We start from the raw sequence: 19,565 nt of genomic DNA on the forward strand, positions 1-19,565 counted from the left end.
GAGTGAACCATGAAAGCATTACTGGTTGGAGAATATAGAGAAGGAAAACTGCTGGAGTCGACCTACGAGCTGGTCGGCTTCGCCCAGAAACTCGGCTGTGAGTTCGAGCTGTTCCTGGTCGGGACGGAAGCCGCCCTGCCCCAGGTGAACGCCAAGCTTTATCTGGCCGATGTCGCCACAGTCGGGGAATACAACCCGGCGCTGCACAAGCAGCTGATTCTGGATGCGGTTGATAAAGCCAACGCCGATACGGTGGTCTTTCTTCATTCGAGCAGCGGCTGGGATCTGGCACCGCGGGTGGCCTTGGCGCTGGGCGCGGCGCAACTCTCCGAGGTGGTGGAGATCAAGGGGGATGGCTATCTGCTCCCGGCCTGCAACGCCAAGCTGCGGCGCACGGTGAAGGCCGCCACCGGCAAGAGTGTCATCACCCTGCAGGCCGGAGCGTTCATGCCGGCTGAACAGAGCGGCGCTCCCCAGGTGGAGAAGCTGACCACCAGCACCCCGGCGCAGAGCGAATTCCTGGGATACGAGCAGGCCGAAGCGGGACAGGTCGATCTGGGCAAGGCCGAGATCATCGTCAGCGCCGGACGCGGAGTCGGCAAACCGGAGAACGTCGCCATGATTCAGGCGCTGGCCGAAGCCTTGGGCGGCGAATACGGCGCCAGTCGCCCGGTGGTCGACGCCGGCTGGGCACCCCATGACCGGCAGGTCGGCACCACCGGCCAGGTGGTCTCGCCCAAGCTCTATGTGGCCTGCGGCATCTCGGGCGCGATCCAGCATCTGGCCGGGATGAAGAAATCGGAGTTCATCCTCGCGATCAACACCGACAAGGACGCCCCCATCGGCGAAGTCGCCGACGTACTGGTGGTGGCCGATATCAAACAATTTGCGCCGGCCTTGACTGCAAAACTGGCTGGCTAAAACGAGAGCAGGGTACCACGGAGAGCACAGAGGACACCGAGATCGGCAAGAAGTTCTTTGGGGTTATTGCCCTCTGTGATGAAAAAGGATTTTCCTAACTGAAAGGACAAACGCTCATGCAGGACGTATTCATAATCGAGGCGCTGCGCACCCCCTTTGGCAGTTTTGGTGGCGGTCTGGCTGATGTCCCGGCACCACAATTAGCCGCAACCGTGGTTAAGGCGCTGCTCGCCAAAACTGGAGTTGCCGCCGACCAGATCGATCAATTCATCGCCGGCCAGGTGATTCAGGGCGGCGTCGGTCAGGCGCCCGCACGTCAGGCAATGCGCGCCGCCGGACTGCCCGACAACATTCCGGCAATGACCATCAACAAAGTCTGCGGCAGCGGGCTTAAGGCTATCATGCTCGCCGCCGACAGTATCCGCCTGGGTGACGATCAATTCTCCATCGCCGGCGGCATGGAGAACATGTCGCTTGCTCCCTACTGTCTGCCGACAGCGCGCTACGGCATGCGCATGGGGAACGCCGAAGCGATCGACCTGCTCATTCATGACGCCCTGCGCGACCCTTTTACCGGGCGCCACATGGGGGAAGTCACCGAGGAGGTTATCGCCCGCCTCGCCATCAGCCGCGCAGATCAGGACGAGTATGCCCTCGATTCCTACCGGCGCGCCCAGCATGCCATTACCGAAGGACTGCTGGCGTCTGAAATTGTTCCGGTCATAAAGCAGACGCGCAAAGGCGATGTCGTCTTCGATAAGGATGAAGACCCCTTCCGTGTCGACTTTGACCGCTTCACTTCACTACGCCCGGCCTTCCGCAAAGACGGCACTCTAACTGCCGGCAACGCCTCAACCATCAGCGATGGCGCATCTTTCGTCATGCTCGCGAGCAAGGCCGCGGTCGAAAAGTTCGGACTTAAACCGCGCGCACGCCTGGTCGCCTACGCCACCAACAGCCTGCATCCCGATAACTTTCCCGAAGCTCCGGTTGGCGCCATCGAACGCGCATGTGCCAAGGCCGGGCTGACAACGGAGCAGATCGACCTGTTCGAGATCAACGAGGCCTTCGCCGCCGTTACCATGATCGCCATCCGCCAGCTCGGCCTCGACCGCAACAAGGTCAACATCAATGGCGGCGCCTGTGCCATTGGCCATCCGGTCGGCGCCAGCGGCGCACGCCTGGTGACCACCCTGCTCAACGGCCTGGAACAGCGCCAGCAGCGTTACGGCCTGGCGACTCTGTGCATCGGTGGCGGTGAAGCTGTCTCGGCGATAATCGAGAGGATTTAACAACGATCACCGCAAAGACGCGGAGGACGCAAAGAATCGCAACTGATCAGCAACAAAGATCTTCGCTCTGAAGATAATCTCTTTGCGCACTTTGCGTCTTGAGTGAGCGCAAGCGGTAACTTTTCAATAGGGAGTAAGAAGAATGGCAATCAGCAAAATCATGGTCATCGGGGCCGGCCAGATGGGCGGCGGTATTGCTCAGGTCGCAGCCGAAGCGGGACTGCAGGTGGTACTCAACGACATCGACCGGGGTTTCATTGACAAACGCCTGAGCTTTATCAGCGGTCTGCTCGACAAAAATATAGCCAAGGGACGAATCACCGCCGAGAAAAAGACCGAAATCCTGGCCCGGCTGATCCCCTCCACCGATTTGAAGGACGCCGCCGGAGTCGATCTGGTCATCGAGGCCGCGACCGAGAACATGGCGCTCAAGGAGAAGATTTTCCGCACCCTTGACCTGGTCGCCAAGCCTGGTGTGATCCTCGCCAGCAACACCTCCTCGCTCCCGATCACCGAACTCGCGGCGGTCACCAAACGCCCGGAGCTGGTGATCGGCATGCACTTCATGAACCCGGTGCCGGTGATGAAGCTGGTCGAGGTGATCCGCGGCATCGCCACCAGCGATGACACCTACGCCAGAGTCAAAGAGCTCTCCGAGCGGATGGGCAAGGTTCCGGTCGAGGTCAATGACTATCCAGGATTCATTGCCAACCGACTCCTGATGCCGATGATCAACGAGGCGATCTACTGTATCTACGAAGGGGTCGCCGACGCCGAATCGATCGATACGGTCATGAAACTCGGCATGGCACACCCCATGGGGCCCCTGACTCTGGCCGACTTTATCGGCCTGGATACCTGCCTGGCGATCATGGAGGTGCTCTACGAAGGATTCGCTGACAGCAAGTACCGGCCCTGTCCCCTGTTGCGCAAAATGGTCAAAGCCGGCTGGCTTGGCAAAAAAAGCGGCAAGGGCTTTTTCGAATACAGCAACTGATGCTTGCGTAAAAAGTATCAGATTGAATGGCTAAGCAAAAAACGCCAAATGCAGCAACACCGCAGTTGACAAGCTTTTGCGCCGCCATCAGCAATTAACCTCAGGAGGAGAGCATGGCTTACAAAAGTATTCTGGTGCACCTTGACCAGTCATCGCGGAGTCCAGGCCGATTTGATCTCGCACTTGATTTGGCCAAACGCCAGCAGGCCTGCCTCAATGGCTACTATGCCACCTCGATGCCCTATCTGGTTCAGCAGGTCGGACAACATCATATTGAGACCCTTGCTGAATGTCGTGAAAAAGCACTCAACGCCGGTGTGACCTTCAACTGGGTGGCGGAAGCCGAAGAGCTTGAGCAGCAACTGCTTTCCGCGCGCCTGAATTATCAGTCCTTTTTCAGCGACCTGACGATCATCGGACAACCCGCCGCAGACGCCGGGGCCTCCTCAGCAATCCCACGGGATCTGCCGGAAAAACTGATTCTGACCTCGGGACGTCCGATCCTGACCATCCCGTTTGCCGGGAATTTTCTGCAAATCGGCCGGCGGGCCATGGTTGCCTGGCGCTCGGGGCGGGCCTCGGCGCGTGCCGTTGCCGATGCGCTACCACTTTTGACTCAGGCTGATTCGGTCCATCTGCTCAGCTTTGCCACCAACAATACAGAGTCTGTCCTGGGCGAAAAAACTCTGAAAAAATTGGCTGGCTTTCTGGCCCTTCACGGGATTGACACAACGACCGAATCGCGACCGATCCAAGGCATCAGTTTTGGCGATGCCTTGCTGAATCGCGCGGCCGAAGAGGGGATCGATCTGCTCGTCGCTGGCGGCGCGCTCCCCTCCTCACCGGCCCCGCTGGCCACTCAATTATTGAAACAGATGACGATTCCGGTGCTGATGTCGAGTTGAGACACAGCGTTACGGCGACGACTGCCAGCCCCAACCCATATCAGTCAAGGAGTTGATCAATGGACTTTGAAAACCTGCTTTATAACTGCAATGAGGGGATCGCAACCCTCTACATCAACCGCCCCAAAGCCTTGAATGCCCTGAATGCTGCAACCATCAGGGAGTTGATCTCCGCGTTTACACGCATCGGCGCTGATGCTGAGGTCAAACTGGTGATTCTGACCGGAAGCGGCGAAAAAGCCTTTGTTGCCGGTGCCGATATTTCCGAAATGCAGCCGCTTGATGCGATCACCGGACGCCAGTTTGCGCTGCTGGGCCATCAGCTGGCGGCACTCATTGAAGAGCTGCCCAAGCCGGTCATAGCAGCGGTTAACGGCTTCGCCCTCGGCGGCGGCTGTGAACTGGCGCTCTGTTGCGACATTCGCCTGGCGAGCGATAACGCCCGCTTCGGCCAGCCCGAGGTCAATCTCGGCGTGATCCCCGGCTTCGGCGGCACCCAGCGTCTGGCCCGCCTGATCGGCAAGGGGCGCGCCAGCGAACTGATCATGACCGGCGATATGGTTGACGCCGCCGAGGCCTACCGGATCGGTCTGGTCAATAAGGTCTATCCCGCAGCTGAATTGCTGGCGGCGGCGCAGAAGATGGCGCAGAAGATCGCCTCCAAGGGTCCGGTGGCGGTCGGTCTGGCCAAGGCCGCCCTGCGCGACGGACTTGAAACCGACCTGACCCGCGCCTGCGCCCGCGAAGCCGACCTCTTCGGCCTTTGCTTCGCCACCGCCGATCAAAAGGAAGGGATGCAGGCCTTTCTGGAGAAACGCCCGGCACAGTTTGCAGGGAAATAAAAATGAAATTTTTTTACCACAGAGCACACAGAGGCCACTGAGAAAACCAGAGACTCAAACCTTGTCTGTCACGCCTTGGCCATTCTCTGTGTTCTTAAATAAAGGATTAAATCTTTGAATTTGGATCTCACTGAAGAACAAAAACTGATCCAGCAGACCGCGCGCGAATTTGCCGAGGCAGAGCTGGCCCCGGTCGCGGCGCAGTTGGACCAGAACGGTGATCAGCAACCCTTCTTCGACAACCTGCGCAAGCTAGCCGAACTCGGCTTCATGGGACTGAACGTGCGCGAAGAGTACGGCGGCGCCGAAACCGGCGTGGTCGCTTTCTCCGTCGCCCTGACCGAGATCGCCCGCGCCTGCGCCTCGACTGCGGTGACGCTGTCGGTCAACAACATGGTCTGCGAAGTGATTCAGGCGGTCGGCAACGAAGCACAGCGCCAGGCGTACATCCCGCGCATCTGCTCTGGAGAGTATCCGGCCGGGGCCTTTGCTCTGACCGAAGCCGGGGCTGGCTCCGATCCCGCCGGCATGACCACCAGCGCGGTACTCGACGGTGAAGACTGGGTCTTAAACGGCAGCAAGCTGTTCATCACCAGTGCGCCTTACGCCGGGGTCTTTGTGGTTTGGGCGATCACCGACAAACTCGCTCCCAAGGGGAAAGGGATCAGCTGCTTTCTCGTCGAACAGGGTACGCCGGGCCTGAGTATCGGCAAGCAGGAAGAGAAGATGGGGCAGCACGCCTCAGCCACCAACGAGATCAGCTTCAGCGACTGCCGCATTCCGCAGAGCGCGCTGATGGGGAAACTGAACGACGGCTTCCGCATTGCGGTCGGCGAGCTGGCCGGAGGACGCATCGGCATCGGCTCGCTGGCGCTGGGGGTCGGGCTGGCCGCCATCGACTGCGCCAGCCGTTACGCCCTCGAGCGCAAGCAGTTCGGTCAAAAACTGGCCGACTTCCAATCGACCCAGTGGAAGATCGCCGATGCCTACACCGAACTGGAAGCCGCACGTCTGCTGCTGATGAACGCCGCATTCCAGAAGGAGCAGGGCCGCTCCTTCGCCCGCGCCGCCTCCATGGCCAAACTCTTCGCCAGCGAAAGCGCCAACCGCGTCTGCTACGAAGCCCTCCAGATTCATGGCGGCTACGGCTACACCCGCGATTATCCGGTCGAGCGCTACGCCCGCGATGCGCGCATCACCAGCATTTATGAGGGGACCAGCGAGATCCAGCGCCTGATCATTGCTCGCGATATCTTGCACAGTTTGAGTTGAGCCTGCAGGCATAGATCCTTTTTAAATTATTGGAATCGAACAACAGGAGGAAGTACCGATGATCTTTGAATTGAATGAAGAACAGAAGCTGATCCGCCAGACAGTGCGCGAGTTTGCCGAAAAAGAGATCAAACCGAGCGCCGCCGAGCGCGACGAGAACGAAAGCTTCGACCGCAGCCTGATGTTCGACAAGGTCGGTGAACTCGGCCTGGCCGGGATTGTGTTCCCCGAAGAATACGGCGGCGCCGGCGCCGATTACATCAGCTACGCCATCGCGGTCGAAGAGCTCTCCCGCGTCTGCGGGTCGACCGGGGTCACGCTCTCGGCGCATCTCTCATTGGGCGCCAACCCGATCTACCTGTTCGGCAGCGAAGAGCAGAAGCAGCAGTATCTGGTGCCGCTCGCCGAAGGGACCAAGCTCGGGGCCTTCGCCCTGACCGAAACCGCGGCGGGCTCCGATGCCGGCGGGACCAAGACCACGGCGGTGCGCGACGGCGACAGCTGGGTTTTGAACGGCACCAAGATCTTCTGTACCAACGGCGGCGAGGCCGAGATCAATATCGTTTTTGCCCGCACCGATAAGAATGCCGAGAAACATCACGGCATCAGCGCCTTCATCGTCGAGAAGGACACCCCCGGGTTCAGCTTCGGCAAGAAGGAGAAGAAGCTCGGCATCCGTTCTTCACCGACCCGCGAGCTGGTGTTCGACAACTGCCGGATTCCTGCGGCCAACCTGCTGGGTACGGAAGGAAGCGGCTTCAAGGTCGCGATGAAGACCCTCGATGGCGGCCGGATCGGCATCGCCGCTCAAGCCCTGGGGATCGCTCAAGGCGCCTATGAGGCCGCCCTCGACTATGCGCGCGAACGCAAGCAGTTCGATCAGCCGATCGCCAGCTTCCAGGCGGTGCAGTTCAAGTTGGCCGACATGGCGACCGAAATCGAGGCCGCGCGCCTGCTGGTCTATCAGGCCGCGTATAAGGCGAGCGCCGGGCTGCCTTACGGCAAGGAATCGGCGATGGCCAAGATGTATGCTTCGGATGTGGCGATGAAAGTCACCACCGAGGCGGTCCAGATCTTCGGTGGCTACGGCTTCACCCGCGACTTCCCGGTTGAACGCATGATGCGCGACGCCAAGATCACCCAGATCTACGAGGGGACCAACGAAGTCCAGCGGATCGTCATCGCAGCGGCGATCACGCGCTGACAGTTTCGGCAGCAATGGGTTCAACGGCGGTAGACAGGTGTAAAGACATATCGTCTCCGTCCGTTGACACCCGCCAGAACCAGATTCTGAGCCAAACGAAAGTCCCCTTTTAATGTGTGTAATTCCAGAGAGTTAAGCCAGGAGATTTTATAAACAGAGAAAAACTGAGCTTGGCATTGGGATTGCTAATAATAAGTTCGACAGCACCAAACTTTCTTGCTGGAGACGATTATGACCGTGATCAATTACCCCGGGCTCAGTTTCGATCTGGACGACACCGCCTGCCTGCTGCGTGAGACCGTCAGGGATTTTGCCGCCGCCGAGATCGCCCCACGGGCCGCGGATATCGACCGTGACAACCTGTTCCCGGCTGACCTCTGGCGCAAAATGGGCGATCTCGGCCTGCTCGGCATCACCGTCAGCGAAGAGGACGGCGGCGCCGGGATGAGCTACCTGTCACACGTCATCGCCATGGAGGAGCTCAGCCGCGCCTCGGCCGCAGTCGCCCTCTCCTACGGCGCCCATTCCAACCTCTGCGTTAACCAGATTTTTCGTAACGGCACCCCCGCCCAGAAGCAGAAATATCTCCCCAGACTGATCAGCGGCGAGCATGTTGGCGCCCTGGCCATGAGTGAATCCGGCTCCGGTTCCGATGTCGTCAGCATGACCCTGCGTGCTGAGTGCAAGGGGGATCATTACCTCTTGAACGGCACCAAGATGTGGATCACCAACGGCCCCGATGCCAACACTCTGGTCGTTTATGCCAAGACCGAACCGACCCTGGGACCACGCGGCATCACCGCTTTTCTGATTGAAAAAAGCTTCCCCGGCTTCTCTACCGCGCAGAAACTCGACAAACTCGGGATGCGCGGCTCGAACACCTGCGAACTGCTCTTCGAGAACTGCATGGTGCCGGCAGAGAACATCCTCGGCGGGCTCAACTGCGGGGTCAAGGTGCTGATGAGCGGCCTCGATTACGAACGCCTGGTGCTGTCGGGCGGCCCCCTGGGAATCATGAGCGCCTGCATGGATGCGGTCCTCCCCTATCTCCACGAGCGCAAGCAGTTCGGCCAACCGATTGGTGAGTTTCAACTGATGCAGGGGAAGCTGGCCGACATGTACACCAACATGAACGCCAGTCGCGCCTATGTTTACGCGGTCGCGCGCGAAGCCGACAAACAGGGACGCCGTACTCTGCGCAAGGATGCCGCCGGGGCGATTTTGTATTCGGCTGAAAAGGCGACCCAGATGGCGCTGGATGCCATTCAATGCCTCGGGGGCAACGGCTATATCAACGACTTTCCCACCGGCCGTCTGCTGCGCGACGCCAAACTCTATGAAATCGGCGCCGGCACCAGCGAAATACGTCGCATGCTGATCGGCCGCGAACTGTTTGCAGAGACCATAAGCTGAACGGTAAAAAAACTTTGCCGTCGGAAGCGGGATATCTATGAGGATTTTGAAGAGTTTACTCCAGGGTGAAGCTGAAGATTTCAAATGCAACGCCGCAGCGATGCGCGCCCTGGTGAGTGACCTGCGCACCAAGGTCGCTCAGATAAAACTGGGCGGCGGCGAGCGCTCAATGGAAAAACACCTCGAGCGCGGAAAACTGCCGCCGCGCGAACGAATCCGCCAGCTGCTCGATGTCGGCTCACCTTTCCTGGAATTTTCCCAGTTCGCCGCCTGGCAGATGTACGACGGCACGGTCGCAGCGGGCGGAGTCATCACCGGCATCGGGCGGGTCTGTGGTCAGGAGTGTCTGATCATCGCCAACGACGCCACGGTCAAGGGGGGCAGTTACCTGCCGTTGACGGTCAAAAAACATCTGCGCGCCCAGGAGATCGCAGAACAGAACATGCTCCCCTGCATCTACCTGGTCGATTCGGGCGGCGCCTTTCTCCCCCTGCAGGAAGACGTCTTCCCTGATCGCGACCACTTCGGCCGGATCTTCTTCAATCAGGCTCAGATGTCGGCCAAGAGGATTCCGCAGATCGCCGTGGTCATGGGCTCCTGCACCGCCGGCGGCGCCTACGTGCCGGCAATGGCCGATGAGAGCATCATCGTCAAAAATCAGGGCACGATCTTTCTCGGCGGTCCGCCGCTGGTCAAGGCGGCGACCGGCGAGGTAGTCAGCGCCGAAGAGCTGGGCGGAGCCGACGTCCATTGCCGCACCTCGGGGGTCACAGATCATTACGCCGCCAACGACGGTCACGCCCTCGGCCTGGCCCGGCGCATCGTCAACAATCTGAACCGGGTCAAACCGGCCCAGCTCGACCTGCGCGAACCGCGTGAACCCCTCTACCCGGCTGAAGAGCTCTACGGCATTATTCCGACCGACAGCCGCAAGCCCTTCGAGGTACGCGAGGTGATCGCGCGCATTGTCGACGGCAGCGAATTCGACGAATTCAAGAAGCTCTACGGCGAAACCCTGGTCTGCGGCTTCGCTCACATCCATGGCTACCCGGTCGGTATCGTCGCCAACAACGGCATCCTGTTCTCCGAATCAGCCCTTAAAGGGGCGCACTTTGTTGAGTTGTGCAGTCAACGCGGCATTCCGCTGGTTTTCCTACAGAACATCACCGGTTTCATGGTCGGCAGCAAATATGAAACCGGCGGCATCGCCAAGGATGGTGCCAAAATGGTCATGGCCGTGGCCTGCGCCAGGGTACCCAAGTTCACCGTGCTCATCGGCGGCAGCTACGGCGCCGGCAACTACGGTATGTGCGGCCGCGCCTTCAACCCGAGGTTCCTCTGGATGTGGCCGAATGCGCGGATCTCGGTCATGGGCGGTGCCCAGGCCGCCGGCGTCCTCGCCCAGGTCAAACGCGACGCCCTGGAAGCCCGCGGTGAAGATTGGAGCGCCGACGACGAAGCCAGCTTCAAGCAACCGATCCTCGACCAGTACGAACTGCAGGGACACCCCTATTTCGCCAGCGCCCGTCTGTGGGATGACGGCATCATCGACCCGGCCGATACCCGCATGGTCCTCGGACTCGGAATTTCAGCAGCCCTCAATGCCCCGATCGAAAAGACCACGTTCGGCGTTTTCAGGATGTAACTATGGCTGACCAACTGCTCACAACCATTGATGAACTGGGCCGGGCGACGCTGGTGCTCAACCGTCCCGAACGACACAACGCCTTCGACGACAGCCTGATCGCCGAGCTGACCGCCGCCCTCCAACAGCTGGCCGCCGATCCAGAGGTCCGCCTAGTCGTCCTGACCGGCGCCGGGAAAAGTTTTTCGGCGGGCGCGGATCTTAACTGGATGCGGCGCATGGCTGACTATACCCATGCCGAAAATCTCGCAGACTCCATCGCCCTGACCGAACTGATGCAGACCTTGGATACTCTGCCCAAGCCAACCCTGGCACTGGTCCAGGGCGCAGCTTTCGGTGGAGGAGTTGGGCTGGTCGCGGCCTGCGATCTGGTGCTCGCCACACCTGAGGCCAAATTTTGTCTTTCCGAAGTCAAGCTGGGGCTCATCCCCGCCGTCATCTCCCCTTACGTAATCGCAGCGATCGGTGCGCGGGCCGCGCGGCGCTATTTTATCAGCGCCGAACGCTTTGATGCCAAGCACGCCCGCAAGCTGGGGCTGGTCCACAAGATCGTCCCCGCTGAAAATCTGGTCAAAGAAGCCGATCGCATGACCCGCCTGCTGTTGCAAAATGGACCTGAGGCGATGGCACTCTCCAAGCAACTGATCGCCGATGTTTCCCATCGGCCGCTGGACGCGGCGCTGATCGCCGATACCGCCGAACGGATTTCATCCGTGCGGGCCAGTGATGAGGGACGCGAAGGGCTGAGCGCATTTTTGGAAAAACGCCCCCCCCGCTGGGCCAAAGAATGATGCCTTCGACAGCCGATATGACTATTTGCGTATGCATGAAGGATAAAGAAATATGTTTGATTCCCTGCTGATCGCCAATCGCGGCGAGATCGCCTGCCGCATCATCCGCAGTGCCCGCCAGCTCGGGCTGCGCACCATCGCGGTCTATTCTGATGCGGACCGCGATGCACGCCATGTGGCGCTGGCCGATGAGGCCTGGCACCTCGGTGCGGCACCGGCGACGGAGAGCTACCTGCGGGTGGATAAACTGCTGCAGATCGCCCGCCAGTCGGGTGCCGCCGCCATCCATCCGGGCTACGGTTTTCTGGCCGAAAATGCCGAGTTCGCCGCCGCCTGCGCCGCAGCAGGGCTGATCTTCGTCGGCCCCCCGGTGGCGGCGATCCGCGCCATGGGGAGCAAGAGTGCCGCCAAGGAAATCATGCAAGCGGCTGGCGTGCCGCTGGTCCCCGGTTATCACGGTGAGGCTCAGGATCTGCCGACCCTGCGCAGCGCCGCCGACGACATCGGCTTCCCCCTGCTGGTCAAGGCGAGCGCTGGCGGTGGCGGCAAAGGGATGCGCGTGGTGCGCGATCCGGCCGAACTGGAGGCCGCCATCCAAGGCGCCAAACGTGAAGCCGCGTCGAGTTTCGGCGATGACAAACTGCTGCTCGAACGCTATCTGGAACAGCCCCGCCATGTCGAAATCCAGGTCTTTGCCGACAGCCTGGGGAATTGTCTGCACCTGTTTGAGCGCGACTGCTCGGTCCAGCGCCGCCATCAGAAGGTCCTCGAAGAGGCACCCGCCCCGGGGATGACCGCCAGCCTGCGTCAGGCGATGGGTCAGGCCGCGGTTAAGGCGGCGCAAACCATCGGCTACGTCGGTGCCGGAACCGTCGAGTTTCTCCTCGACACCGATGGCTCCTTCTACTTCATGGAGATGAACACCCGCCTGCAGGTTGAACATCCGGTTACCGAGATGATCACCGGTCAGGATCTGGTCGCCTGGCAGCTGCAGGTGGCCGCCGGCGAAGCACTCCCCTGTGCGCAAACCGAGCTCGCCATCGGTGGCCACGCCATCGAGGCGCGGATCTACGCCGAAGATCCGAACCGTGACTTTCTGCCCTCCATCGGCCGGCTGCATCATCTGCGCTTCCCGGCCGAAGACGCCCATCTGCGCATCGATACCGGGGTGCGTCAGGGGGATGAGGTCAGCATCTATTACGACCCGATGATCGCCAAGCTGATTGTCTGGGGCAAGGATCGCGGCGGCGCCCTGCGTCGCATGCGGCGGGCGCTGGAACAGGTCGAGGTGGTCGGAGTGGCGACCAACGTCGCCTTTCTTAACGCGGTCGTCAGCCAGGCCGATTTTGCCGCGGGCCAGTTTGATACCGGCTTCATCGGACTGCATCATGACGAACTGATCCCCGCCCCGCAAGTCGCCTCAGACCAGGTTCTCGCCCTCGCCTGTCTCTCTCTGCTTTTGCAGCGCGAGGTCGACGCGCGCCAGACCGCGCGCAACTCAAACGAACCCTGGTCCCCCTGGCACAGCACCAGCGGCTGGCGTGCCAATGGCGACAATCACCATCTGCTCCACTTTGTCGACGGCGAAACCGACCTGCTGATGACCCTGCATTATCGCGACAGCGGCTATCTGCTCGAACTCCCCTCCGGCTCCTGTGAAATTTCCGGACGTTTCGATAAGGATGGCAGCCTGTTGGCGACGGTTGCCGGACAACAACTCCAGGCGCGCGTGGTGCGGCGCGGCATGGAGTTCACTGTCCTCTGTTGCGGACGGCGCCATAATCTGGTGCTGCACGATCCGCAAGCCGAGGCGCTTGAGCAGGAGGACGCCGGCGGGCGACTGACCGCACCGATGCCAGGCAAGATTATCGCCCTGCTGGTCGCGGCGGGCAGTCGGGTCACACGCGGCACCCCGCTGCTGATTATGGAAGCGATGAAGATGGAACACACCATTAACGCGCCCGCTGATGGCCTGGTCACCCAGTTCAACTATCCGGTCGGCGCCCTGGTGAACGACGGTGTGGCGCTCCTGGACTTTGAAGCGGATGAGGGGAGTTGAGATGAGACTACCGAAACGGATCAAGATGGTCGAGGTCGGCCCACGCGATGGCCTGCAGAATGAGGCCATGATCGTCCCCCTCGAGGTGAAGATCGCCCTTATTGACCGTCTCTCGCAGACCGGCCTGGCGGCGATTGAAGGGGCAAGCTTTGTCTCGCCGAAATGGATGCCGCAGATGGCCGACAGCCTGGCAGTGATGCAGGGGATCGCACGCCTGCCGGGGGTGAGTTATCCGGTGCTGGTCCCCAACCTGCAGGGCTTGGAGGCCGCCATCGAGGCCGGCGCCGACGAGGTAGCGGTCTTCGGCGCCGCGTCTGAATCCTTCTCGCGCAAAAACATCAACTGCTCCATCGCCGCCAGTTTCGATCGCTTCGGCGAGGTCTGCGAGGCCGCCCGCAAACAGGGACTGCGCGTGCGCGGCTATGTCTCCTGTGCCCTCGGCTGCCCCTACGAAGGAGCGGTCGAACCGGAGACCGTCGCCTGGGTCGCCGGACGCATGATGGAACTCGGCTGCTATGAAATTTCCCTCGGTGACACCATCGGCGTCGGCACCCCGGTCAAGGCCCAGGCGATGATCGATGCGGTCGCACGCAAGGTCCAGGTCGAACGCCTGGCGGTTCATTTTCACGACACCTATGGCCAGGCGCTGGCGAATATTCTGGCGGTCATGCAGCAGGGGATCGCGGTGATTGACAGTTCGGTTTCCGGCCTCGGCGGCTGCCCCTACGCTCCCGGCGCCTCGGGCAATGTCGCCAGCGAAGACCTGCTCTACATGCTCAAGGGACTGGGAATCGAGACCGGCGTCGACCTGCAGTCACTGGTCGAAGCGGGCCGCTACATCTCCGGCGTACTCCAGCGCCCCTCGGGTTCGCGCGTGACCAACGCGCTGGCCGGGCAGAGCGTCCCGACAAAGGCTTGCGTCTGAACCCTATTTTATCAACGCCGGTGCCGAGCTCTGCCGAGAGATAAAGATCCCAGTGAGCCGCGCAGATACTCGTGATATGATGCCCCATGCCAAAGACCATTCTCGACCAGTATCAGACCCTGCTCCAATCCCTCGACCACTGGTTCAGTGACTGTATTACCGTGGCTGGCGATCAGATCACTTGCCACAAGGGGTGCTCAAGCTGTTGCCGCGGCCTGTTTGAAATCAGTCTGCTCGATGCCCGGCTGCTGCAGCAGGGATTTGACCGACTCGACGCCGCGACACGTGAATTGATCCTCGTCAAGGCCCGCACCCGCGTAACGGAATTGCAAACCGCCTGGCCGGGATTCCAGCCCCCTTACATTCTGAACAGACTCCCCCACGACAACTGGCAGGAGATGCCGGAAGATGATCCAACGCCCTGTCCGTTACTGTCCGGGGCAGGCCATTGCCTGATCTACTCCCATCGCCCCATGTGCTGTCGCCTGCATGGGCTGCCGAACATCGACCTCTCGGGTGAGTCCTTCTCCGATGACTACTGCACTCTCAATTTCAGCGCCAGCGATCCCTTGCAGATACCGGAACTGCGCTTCCCCTTTCGCGTAACCTTTACCAGGGAATTTGACCTGTTGGCCCGTTTCGCCAGAGTGCAATTCGGCACTCCGGAACTGGAGCTCGATACCTTCATCCCCTGCGCTCTGCTGATCGATTTTGACAGTCCTGATTGAGGGCGTCTGCCGCATAAGACCCCGGACATCTATGGTTGCAGCTCGCCAGAGTCCAGCTATACTGGGGATGAATCACACCGCATTACCGTCCATTGAACAAAATTGGAGCTGGCATGAAGACCTTTTTTCTCGCATTGATCTTTACCCTCTGCACCACCAATCTGTTCGCGCAAACCCTCAATGATCTGAACTTTATCACCGAAGAATATCCCCCCTTCAACTTCAGCGTAAAGGGGCAGCTGCGAGGGATCTCTACTGACACCCTGGTTGAGATGCTCAAACTGCTCGGCGCCCAACAGACGCGCAAAAATATCGGGTTGTTCGCCTGGGCCAGGGACTACAATATCGCGCTCAAGCAGGAGAATGCCGTACTCTTTTCAACAACCCGCACCGAAGCCCGGGAGAAGCTGTTCAAGTGGGTCGGTCCAATTATCAGTTCGGAGATCGTTCTGTATGCTCGTAAAGATCGACATCTCAGCATCGGCAGCATCGACGACCTCAATCGACAGAAGTTGCGCGTCGGCGTCGTCCTGAACGATGTCGGTGAACAGCTCCTGCTGGAGAAAGGGATCAAACGGGCACATCTCTTTCGCTTCAACAAGGGGGTTCATCTCGCCGAAATGCTCGCACGGGGCCGGATTGATCTCCTCGCCTATGATAAACTGGTTACACTCTTTAACCTCAAAACCCTCGGGTTTGACCCGAAGGATTTTGAGGCGGTATATGTACTGAAACGGGCGTCATACTATTACGCCCTCAATACACAGATCGACGACCAGATTGTTCTCCAGTTGCAGCAGGCCCTTGACCAGCTCAAGACCTCCGGCGCAGTTGACGCAATCGTCAAACACTACCTCGATTGATTACGCCAGGATGCCGATGCTCTCACCTTGACCCCATTCCGTAATACCAGTCTAACGCCAGAAAATGTCAGGAGAACAGAACCAGGGCTGACCAGACCAGGGCTGTGTTTTTTTTGTTATGCCTCTCTTGCTTGTAATGACCGCATTCACGTTATAATCAGCAGTCAATTGTTCTGAGTAAGTACTACGAGGTTCTGGCTTAAAATGCCGGGTAACGCGCCTCTCTTATCAAAGCCGTAAATCGCCTTAATCTGCTCCTGAAGTCTGTCCACAGTTTTATTGCAAGGGTCTCCCGCCATGAGCGAATTAATCCATACCTCTCCTTCCGATGGAGATGCCAAAACCCTGGCCGCGGCCAATCGCGTACTGGTCGGCGGCAGTTCGCAGAAGGGGCTTGCCCGCTTTTTACCCTTTCTGGGCCCGGCTTTTATCGCCAGCATCGCCTATGTCGATCCCGGTAATTTCGCGACCAATATCGAGGGCGGAGCCAAGTTCGGCTACACCCTTTTATGGGTGGTGGTCGCCAGTAACCTGATGGCGATGCTGATTCAGTGCCTCTCGGCCAAGGTCGGAATCGCCACCGGACGCAATCTGGCCGAACTCTGCCGCGATCACTTCCCCACGCCGGTGGTCTGGGGAATGTGGGTGTTGATGGAGCTGGTCGCTATTGCCACCGATCTGGCCGAATTTATCGGTGCAGCGATCGGCTTCAACCTGCTGTTTGGCATGCCGCTGTGGGTCGCCGGGCTTCTGACTGCGGTGGTGACCTTTCTGATCCTGGCCTTGCAGTCACGTGGCTTTCGTCCGATGGAAGCAGTCATCTCCGCCCTGCTCGGCGTGATCGCACTCTGCTATCTGATCGAAACTGTACTCGACAAACCCGACTGGACCAAGGTTGCCTACCACGCTGTGGTTCCCCAATTCGCCGGTTCCGAAAGTGTGCTGCTGGCCACCGGGATTCTCGGCGCGACCATCATGCCGCACGTGATCTTTCTCCACTCCTCACTCACCCAGGGACGGATCGTGACCAGCGACCCGGTTCATAAACGACGGCTGTTCTTTTTTGAAGTCGCCGACGTCACTATCGCCATGGGGGTTGCCGGGTTTGTCAACGCGGCGATGCTGATGATGGCAGCGTCCACCTTCCATACCCAGGGATTAAGCCACATCGCGACCATTGAAGAGGCCCACCGCACCCTTGAACCCCTGCTCGGGGCCGCCGCCGGCTGGGTGTTCGCCATCTCTCTGCTGGCCGCCGGGCTCGCCTCGACCACCGTCGGCACCATGGCTGGACAGGTGATCATGCAGGGATTTCTACAGCGCCATATCCCGATCTGGGTGCGACGTCTGGTCACCATAGTCCCCTCGCTGGTCGTCATCTTCCTCGGCTTCGACCCGACCCGCACCCTGGTCCTCAGCCAGGTGGTGCTCAGCTTTGGTCTGCCGTTCGCCATCATCCCGCTGGTGATCTTTACCCGACGCAGCGACCTGATGGGGACCCTGGTCAACTGGCGCTTCACGACCCTACTCGCCTGGCTGGTGACAACCTTGGTTGTTTGTCTCAATTTCTATCTGCTTTATCAGACCCTGTGGGGAGCCTGAAACCATGCTTAAACATATTCTGGTTGCTCTGGATGGAACGTCACTCGCCGAAACCGCCCTCGTCGAAACCCGGGTTCTGGCCAGACTCTGCGGCGCAAAAGTCACCCTGCTGCACATTATTGAACCGACTTCAGCCCCCGTAGTGCATGGCGAACGCCACCTGACCGATAAAAACGAGGCCGAAGAGTATCTGGCCCAAATCGCCCGGCAGTTTGCCGCCGAAGGGATCCCCTGCGAGCGACATGTGCACAGCGAGGCGATCACCCAGGTGGCAGGGGAGATTGTCGCCCATCAACAGGAGCTGCAACCCGACCTGATCGTCATGTGCACCCACGGCCCGGGGAAACTTGAACGCCTGCTGCACGGCAGCCTGGCACAGCGGGTGATTGCTCTCGGCCAGACCCCGCTGCTGCTGACCAACCCCGAACATCGCCTGGGGGGGAAGCCCTTCGTGCTGCGCCAGATCCTGGTCGCACTCGACGGAGATCCCAGGCATGAAAACGGCTTTGAACTGGCCTGCACTCTGGCGAAGTACAGCCGGGCCCATCTCAACCTGCTGTCCGTGGTCCCCGAGCTCTCCTCCCTGGCCGGGCGCAAGGCTTCACTCTCCCGCTTTCTGCCCGGCGCCAGCTGGTTTCTGCAGGGGCTGACCCTGCACAACCTCAAAACGTATCTGGCCCGCCTGCTGGTTCGGGCCGAGGAACGGGAACTTCACATTGACGCCGAGGTCCAATACGGTAAAATCGCCAGGACCATCAGCGCCCGAGCAGATGCGCTGGAGACTGATCTCATCGTGCTGGCGACCCATGGCAAGGCGGGAACTCAGGCCTTCTGGGCCAACAGTATCGCAGCCCAGGTTCAGGGTTTGACCACCCGCTCCCTGCTGCTGATTCCGGTTTAAGGGCCGATCCTCATGACGCTGGCAACACGGGGAAAACGCTCCGGGAAATTTTCAAGAAAGAAGTGAGAGTGCAATGAAAAAAGCGATTATTCTATCCATTATCGGTCTGATTATTGTCGTTGGGGTGCTGGCTGGCATTAAAGCCCTGCAGATCCGGGCAATGATGGCGCAGGGGGCAAAATTTGTCATGCCTCCCGAAATTGTAACCTCGGCGCCGGTGCAGTCCGACACCTGGGAATCAACCCTGAGCGCGGTCGGTACGCTGGAAGCGGTGCAGGGGGTGGTTGTAACCGCCGAAATGACGGGCAAGGTGGAACACATCGCCTTTGAAGCCGGCAAACGCGTGGCGGCCGGAGACCTGCTGGTGCAGCAGGACGTTTCGGTCGAGAAAGCCCAGCTGAAGGCAGCAGAAGCCATGGCGGAGTTGGCGCGAATCAATTTCGAGCGCTCAAAAACCCTGCTCCCCGAACATTCCATCTCACAATCCGACTACGATAACGCCCTGGCTAAACTCACCGAGGCCCAGTCCCAGATTGACAACATCCAGGCCCTGATCGCCAAAAAAACCATTCGCGCGCCCTTCGCCGGACGACTTGGCATCCGCCAGATCAACCTGGGCCAGGTTATCAACGACGGCCAGGCGATTGTCAGTCTGCAGTCCCTGGGTCCCATCTTTGTCAATTTTCTCCTCCCCCAGCAACAGCTGGCCAAACTGCGCAACGGGCTGAAGGTCAGGCTCAGGTCGGACGCTCTTCCCGGCCAGACCCTCAACGGCGAGATCACCGCCATCGACCCCAAGGTGGATGCCGCGACCCGCAATATTCGAGTGCAGGCCCTGGTTCCTAACCCGAAGGAGCAGCTGCGAGGCGGGATGTTCGTCAACCTCACCCTGGTCCTGCCGCAAGCGGAGCAGGTGCTGACCATCCCGGCCACCGCCGTGCTTTACGCCCCCTACAGTGATTCGGTCTTCGTCATCGAAGAGAAAAAAAATGCCGCCGGCAAGCCGGCAGGCAAGGCGGTACGCCAGCAATTCGTCACCCTGGGCGAAAAACGCGGTGACTTTATCAGCGTAAAATCCGGCCTGAAGGCTGGCGAATCCATCGTAAGTACCGGCGCCTTCAAACTGCGCAATGGTCAGGGCGTGATCGTGGATAACAAGCTGGCGCCCGAATTCAAGCTGGCCCCTCAGCCGGCTGAGGGCTAGG

General features: G+C 60.0%; 17 protein-coding genes. All 17 read left to right on the forward strand.

Annotated features, from left to right (window positions below; translation table 11 throughout):
- Positions 1–9: 9 nt before the first annotated feature.
- The 17 genes from D888_RS0116945 (at position 10) to D888_RS0117030 (ending at position 19,564) form a co-directional block, all read left to right on the forward strand.
- Positions 10–921 (forward strand): electron transfer flavoprotein subunit alpha/FixB family protein, encoded by a 912-nt coding sequence (locus tag D888_RS0116945; protein WP_020677767.1) that lies wholly within the window; start codon positions 10–12, stop codon positions 919–921.
- Positions 922–1,037: 116 nt separating this feature from the next.
- Positions 1,038–2,213 (forward strand): thiolase family protein, encoded by a 1,176-nt coding sequence (locus D888_RS0116950; RefSeq protein ID WP_020677768.1) that lies wholly within the window; start codon positions 1,038–1,040, stop codon positions 2,211–2,213.
- Between the two features lie 142 nt (positions 2,214–2,355).
- Complete coding sequence (locus D888_RS0116955) at positions 2,356–3,210, forward strand: 3-hydroxybutyryl-CoA dehydrogenase (protein ID WP_020677769.1); 855 nt, start codon at positions 2,356–2,358, stop codon at positions 3,208–3,210.
- A 113-nt stretch (positions 3,211–3,323) separates the two neighbouring features.
- On the forward strand, positions 3,324–4,115 hold the full coding sequence (locus tag D888_RS0116960; protein WP_020677770.1) for a universal stress protein: 792 nt from the start codon (positions 3,324–3,326) through the stop codon (positions 4,113–4,115).
- 59 nt (positions 4,116–4,174) lie between these two features.
- Positions 4,175–4,957, forward strand: coding sequence for an enoyl-CoA hydratase-related protein (locus tag D888_RS0116965; protein ID WP_020677771.1), 783 nt, complete (start codon positions 4,175–4,177; stop codon positions 4,955–4,957).
- Positions 4,958–5,071: 114 nt separating this feature from the next.
- On the forward strand, positions 5,072–6,229 hold the full coding sequence (locus tag D888_RS0116970) for an acyl-CoA dehydrogenase family protein (protein ID WP_020677772.1): 1,158 nt from the start codon (positions 5,072–5,074) through the stop codon (positions 6,227–6,229).
- 58 nt (positions 6,230–6,287) lie between these two features.
- Complete coding sequence (locus tag D888_RS0116975) at positions 6,288–7,433, forward strand: acyl-CoA dehydrogenase (RefSeq protein WP_020677773.1); 1,146 nt, start codon at positions 6,288–6,290, stop codon at positions 7,431–7,433.
- Positions 7,434–7,664: 231 nt separating this feature from the next.
- The gene (locus tag D888_RS0116980; protein ID WP_020677774.1) at positions 7,665–8,846 is read left to right on the forward strand and encodes an isovaleryl-CoA dehydrogenase; all 1,182 of its coding nucleotides are present in this window, start codon (positions 7,665–7,667) and stop codon (positions 8,844–8,846) included.
- A 37-nt stretch (positions 8,847–8,883) separates the two neighbouring features.
- On the forward strand, positions 8,884–10,491 hold the full coding sequence (locus D888_RS0116985) for a carboxyl transferase domain-containing protein (RefSeq protein WP_020677775.1): 1,608 nt from the start codon (positions 8,884–8,886) through the stop codon (positions 10,489–10,491).
- A gap of 2 nt (positions 10,492–10,493) precedes the next feature.
- The gene (locus tag D888_RS0116990) at positions 10,494–11,282 is read left to right on the forward strand and encodes an enoyl-CoA hydratase/isomerase family protein (protein ID WP_020677776.1); all 789 of its coding nucleotides are present in this window, start codon (positions 10,494–10,496) and stop codon (positions 11,280–11,282) included.
- A 52-nt stretch (positions 11,283–11,334) separates the two neighbouring features.
- Complete coding sequence (locus D888_RS0116995; protein WP_020677777.1) at positions 11,335–13,341, forward strand: acetyl/propionyl/methylcrotonyl-CoA carboxylase subunit alpha; 2,007 nt, start codon at positions 11,335–11,337, stop codon at positions 13,339–13,341.
- Between the two features lies 1 nt (position 13,342).
- Positions 13,343–14,266, forward strand: coding sequence for a hydroxymethylglutaryl-CoA lyase (locus D888_RS0117000; RefSeq protein WP_020677778.1), 924 nt, complete (start codon positions 13,343–13,345; stop codon positions 14,264–14,266).
- Between the two features lie 86 nt (positions 14,267–14,352).
- Entirely contained in the window at positions 14,353–14,994 is a 642-nt protein-coding gene (locus D888_RS0117005) for a zinc/iron-chelating domain-containing protein (RefSeq protein ID WP_020677779.1), read from the forward strand.
- 113 nt (positions 14,995–15,107) lie between these two features.
- Positions 15,108–15,857 (forward strand): substrate-binding periplasmic protein, encoded by a 750-nt coding sequence (locus D888_RS0117010; protein ID WP_020677780.1) that lies wholly within the window; start codon positions 15,108–15,110, stop codon positions 15,855–15,857.
- 297 nt (positions 15,858–16,154) lie between these two features.
- On the forward strand, positions 16,155–17,459 hold the full coding sequence (locus D888_RS0117020) for an Nramp family divalent metal transporter (protein WP_020677782.1): 1,305 nt from the start codon (positions 16,155–16,157) through the stop codon (positions 17,457–17,459).
- Positions 17,460–17,463: 4 nt separating this feature from the next.
- Positions 17,464–18,360 (forward strand): universal stress protein, encoded by an 897-nt coding sequence (locus D888_RS0117025; RefSeq protein ID WP_020677783.1) that lies wholly within the window; start codon positions 17,464–17,466, stop codon positions 18,358–18,360.
- 73 nt (positions 18,361–18,433) lie between these two features.
- Positions 18,434–19,564, forward strand: a complete 1,131-nt coding sequence (locus D888_RS0117030) for an efflux RND transporter periplasmic adaptor subunit (RefSeq protein WP_020677784.1) — start codon at positions 18,434–18,436, stop codon at positions 19,562–19,564.
- The last annotated feature ends 1 nt before the right edge of the window (position 19,565 follow it).

Source organism: Geopsychrobacter electrodiphilus DSM 16401, from assembly GCF_000384395.1.
GTDB classification, from domain to species: domain Bacteria; phylum Desulfobacterota; class Desulfuromonadia; order Desulfuromonadales; family Geopsychrobacteraceae; genus Geopsychrobacter; species Geopsychrobacter electrodiphilus.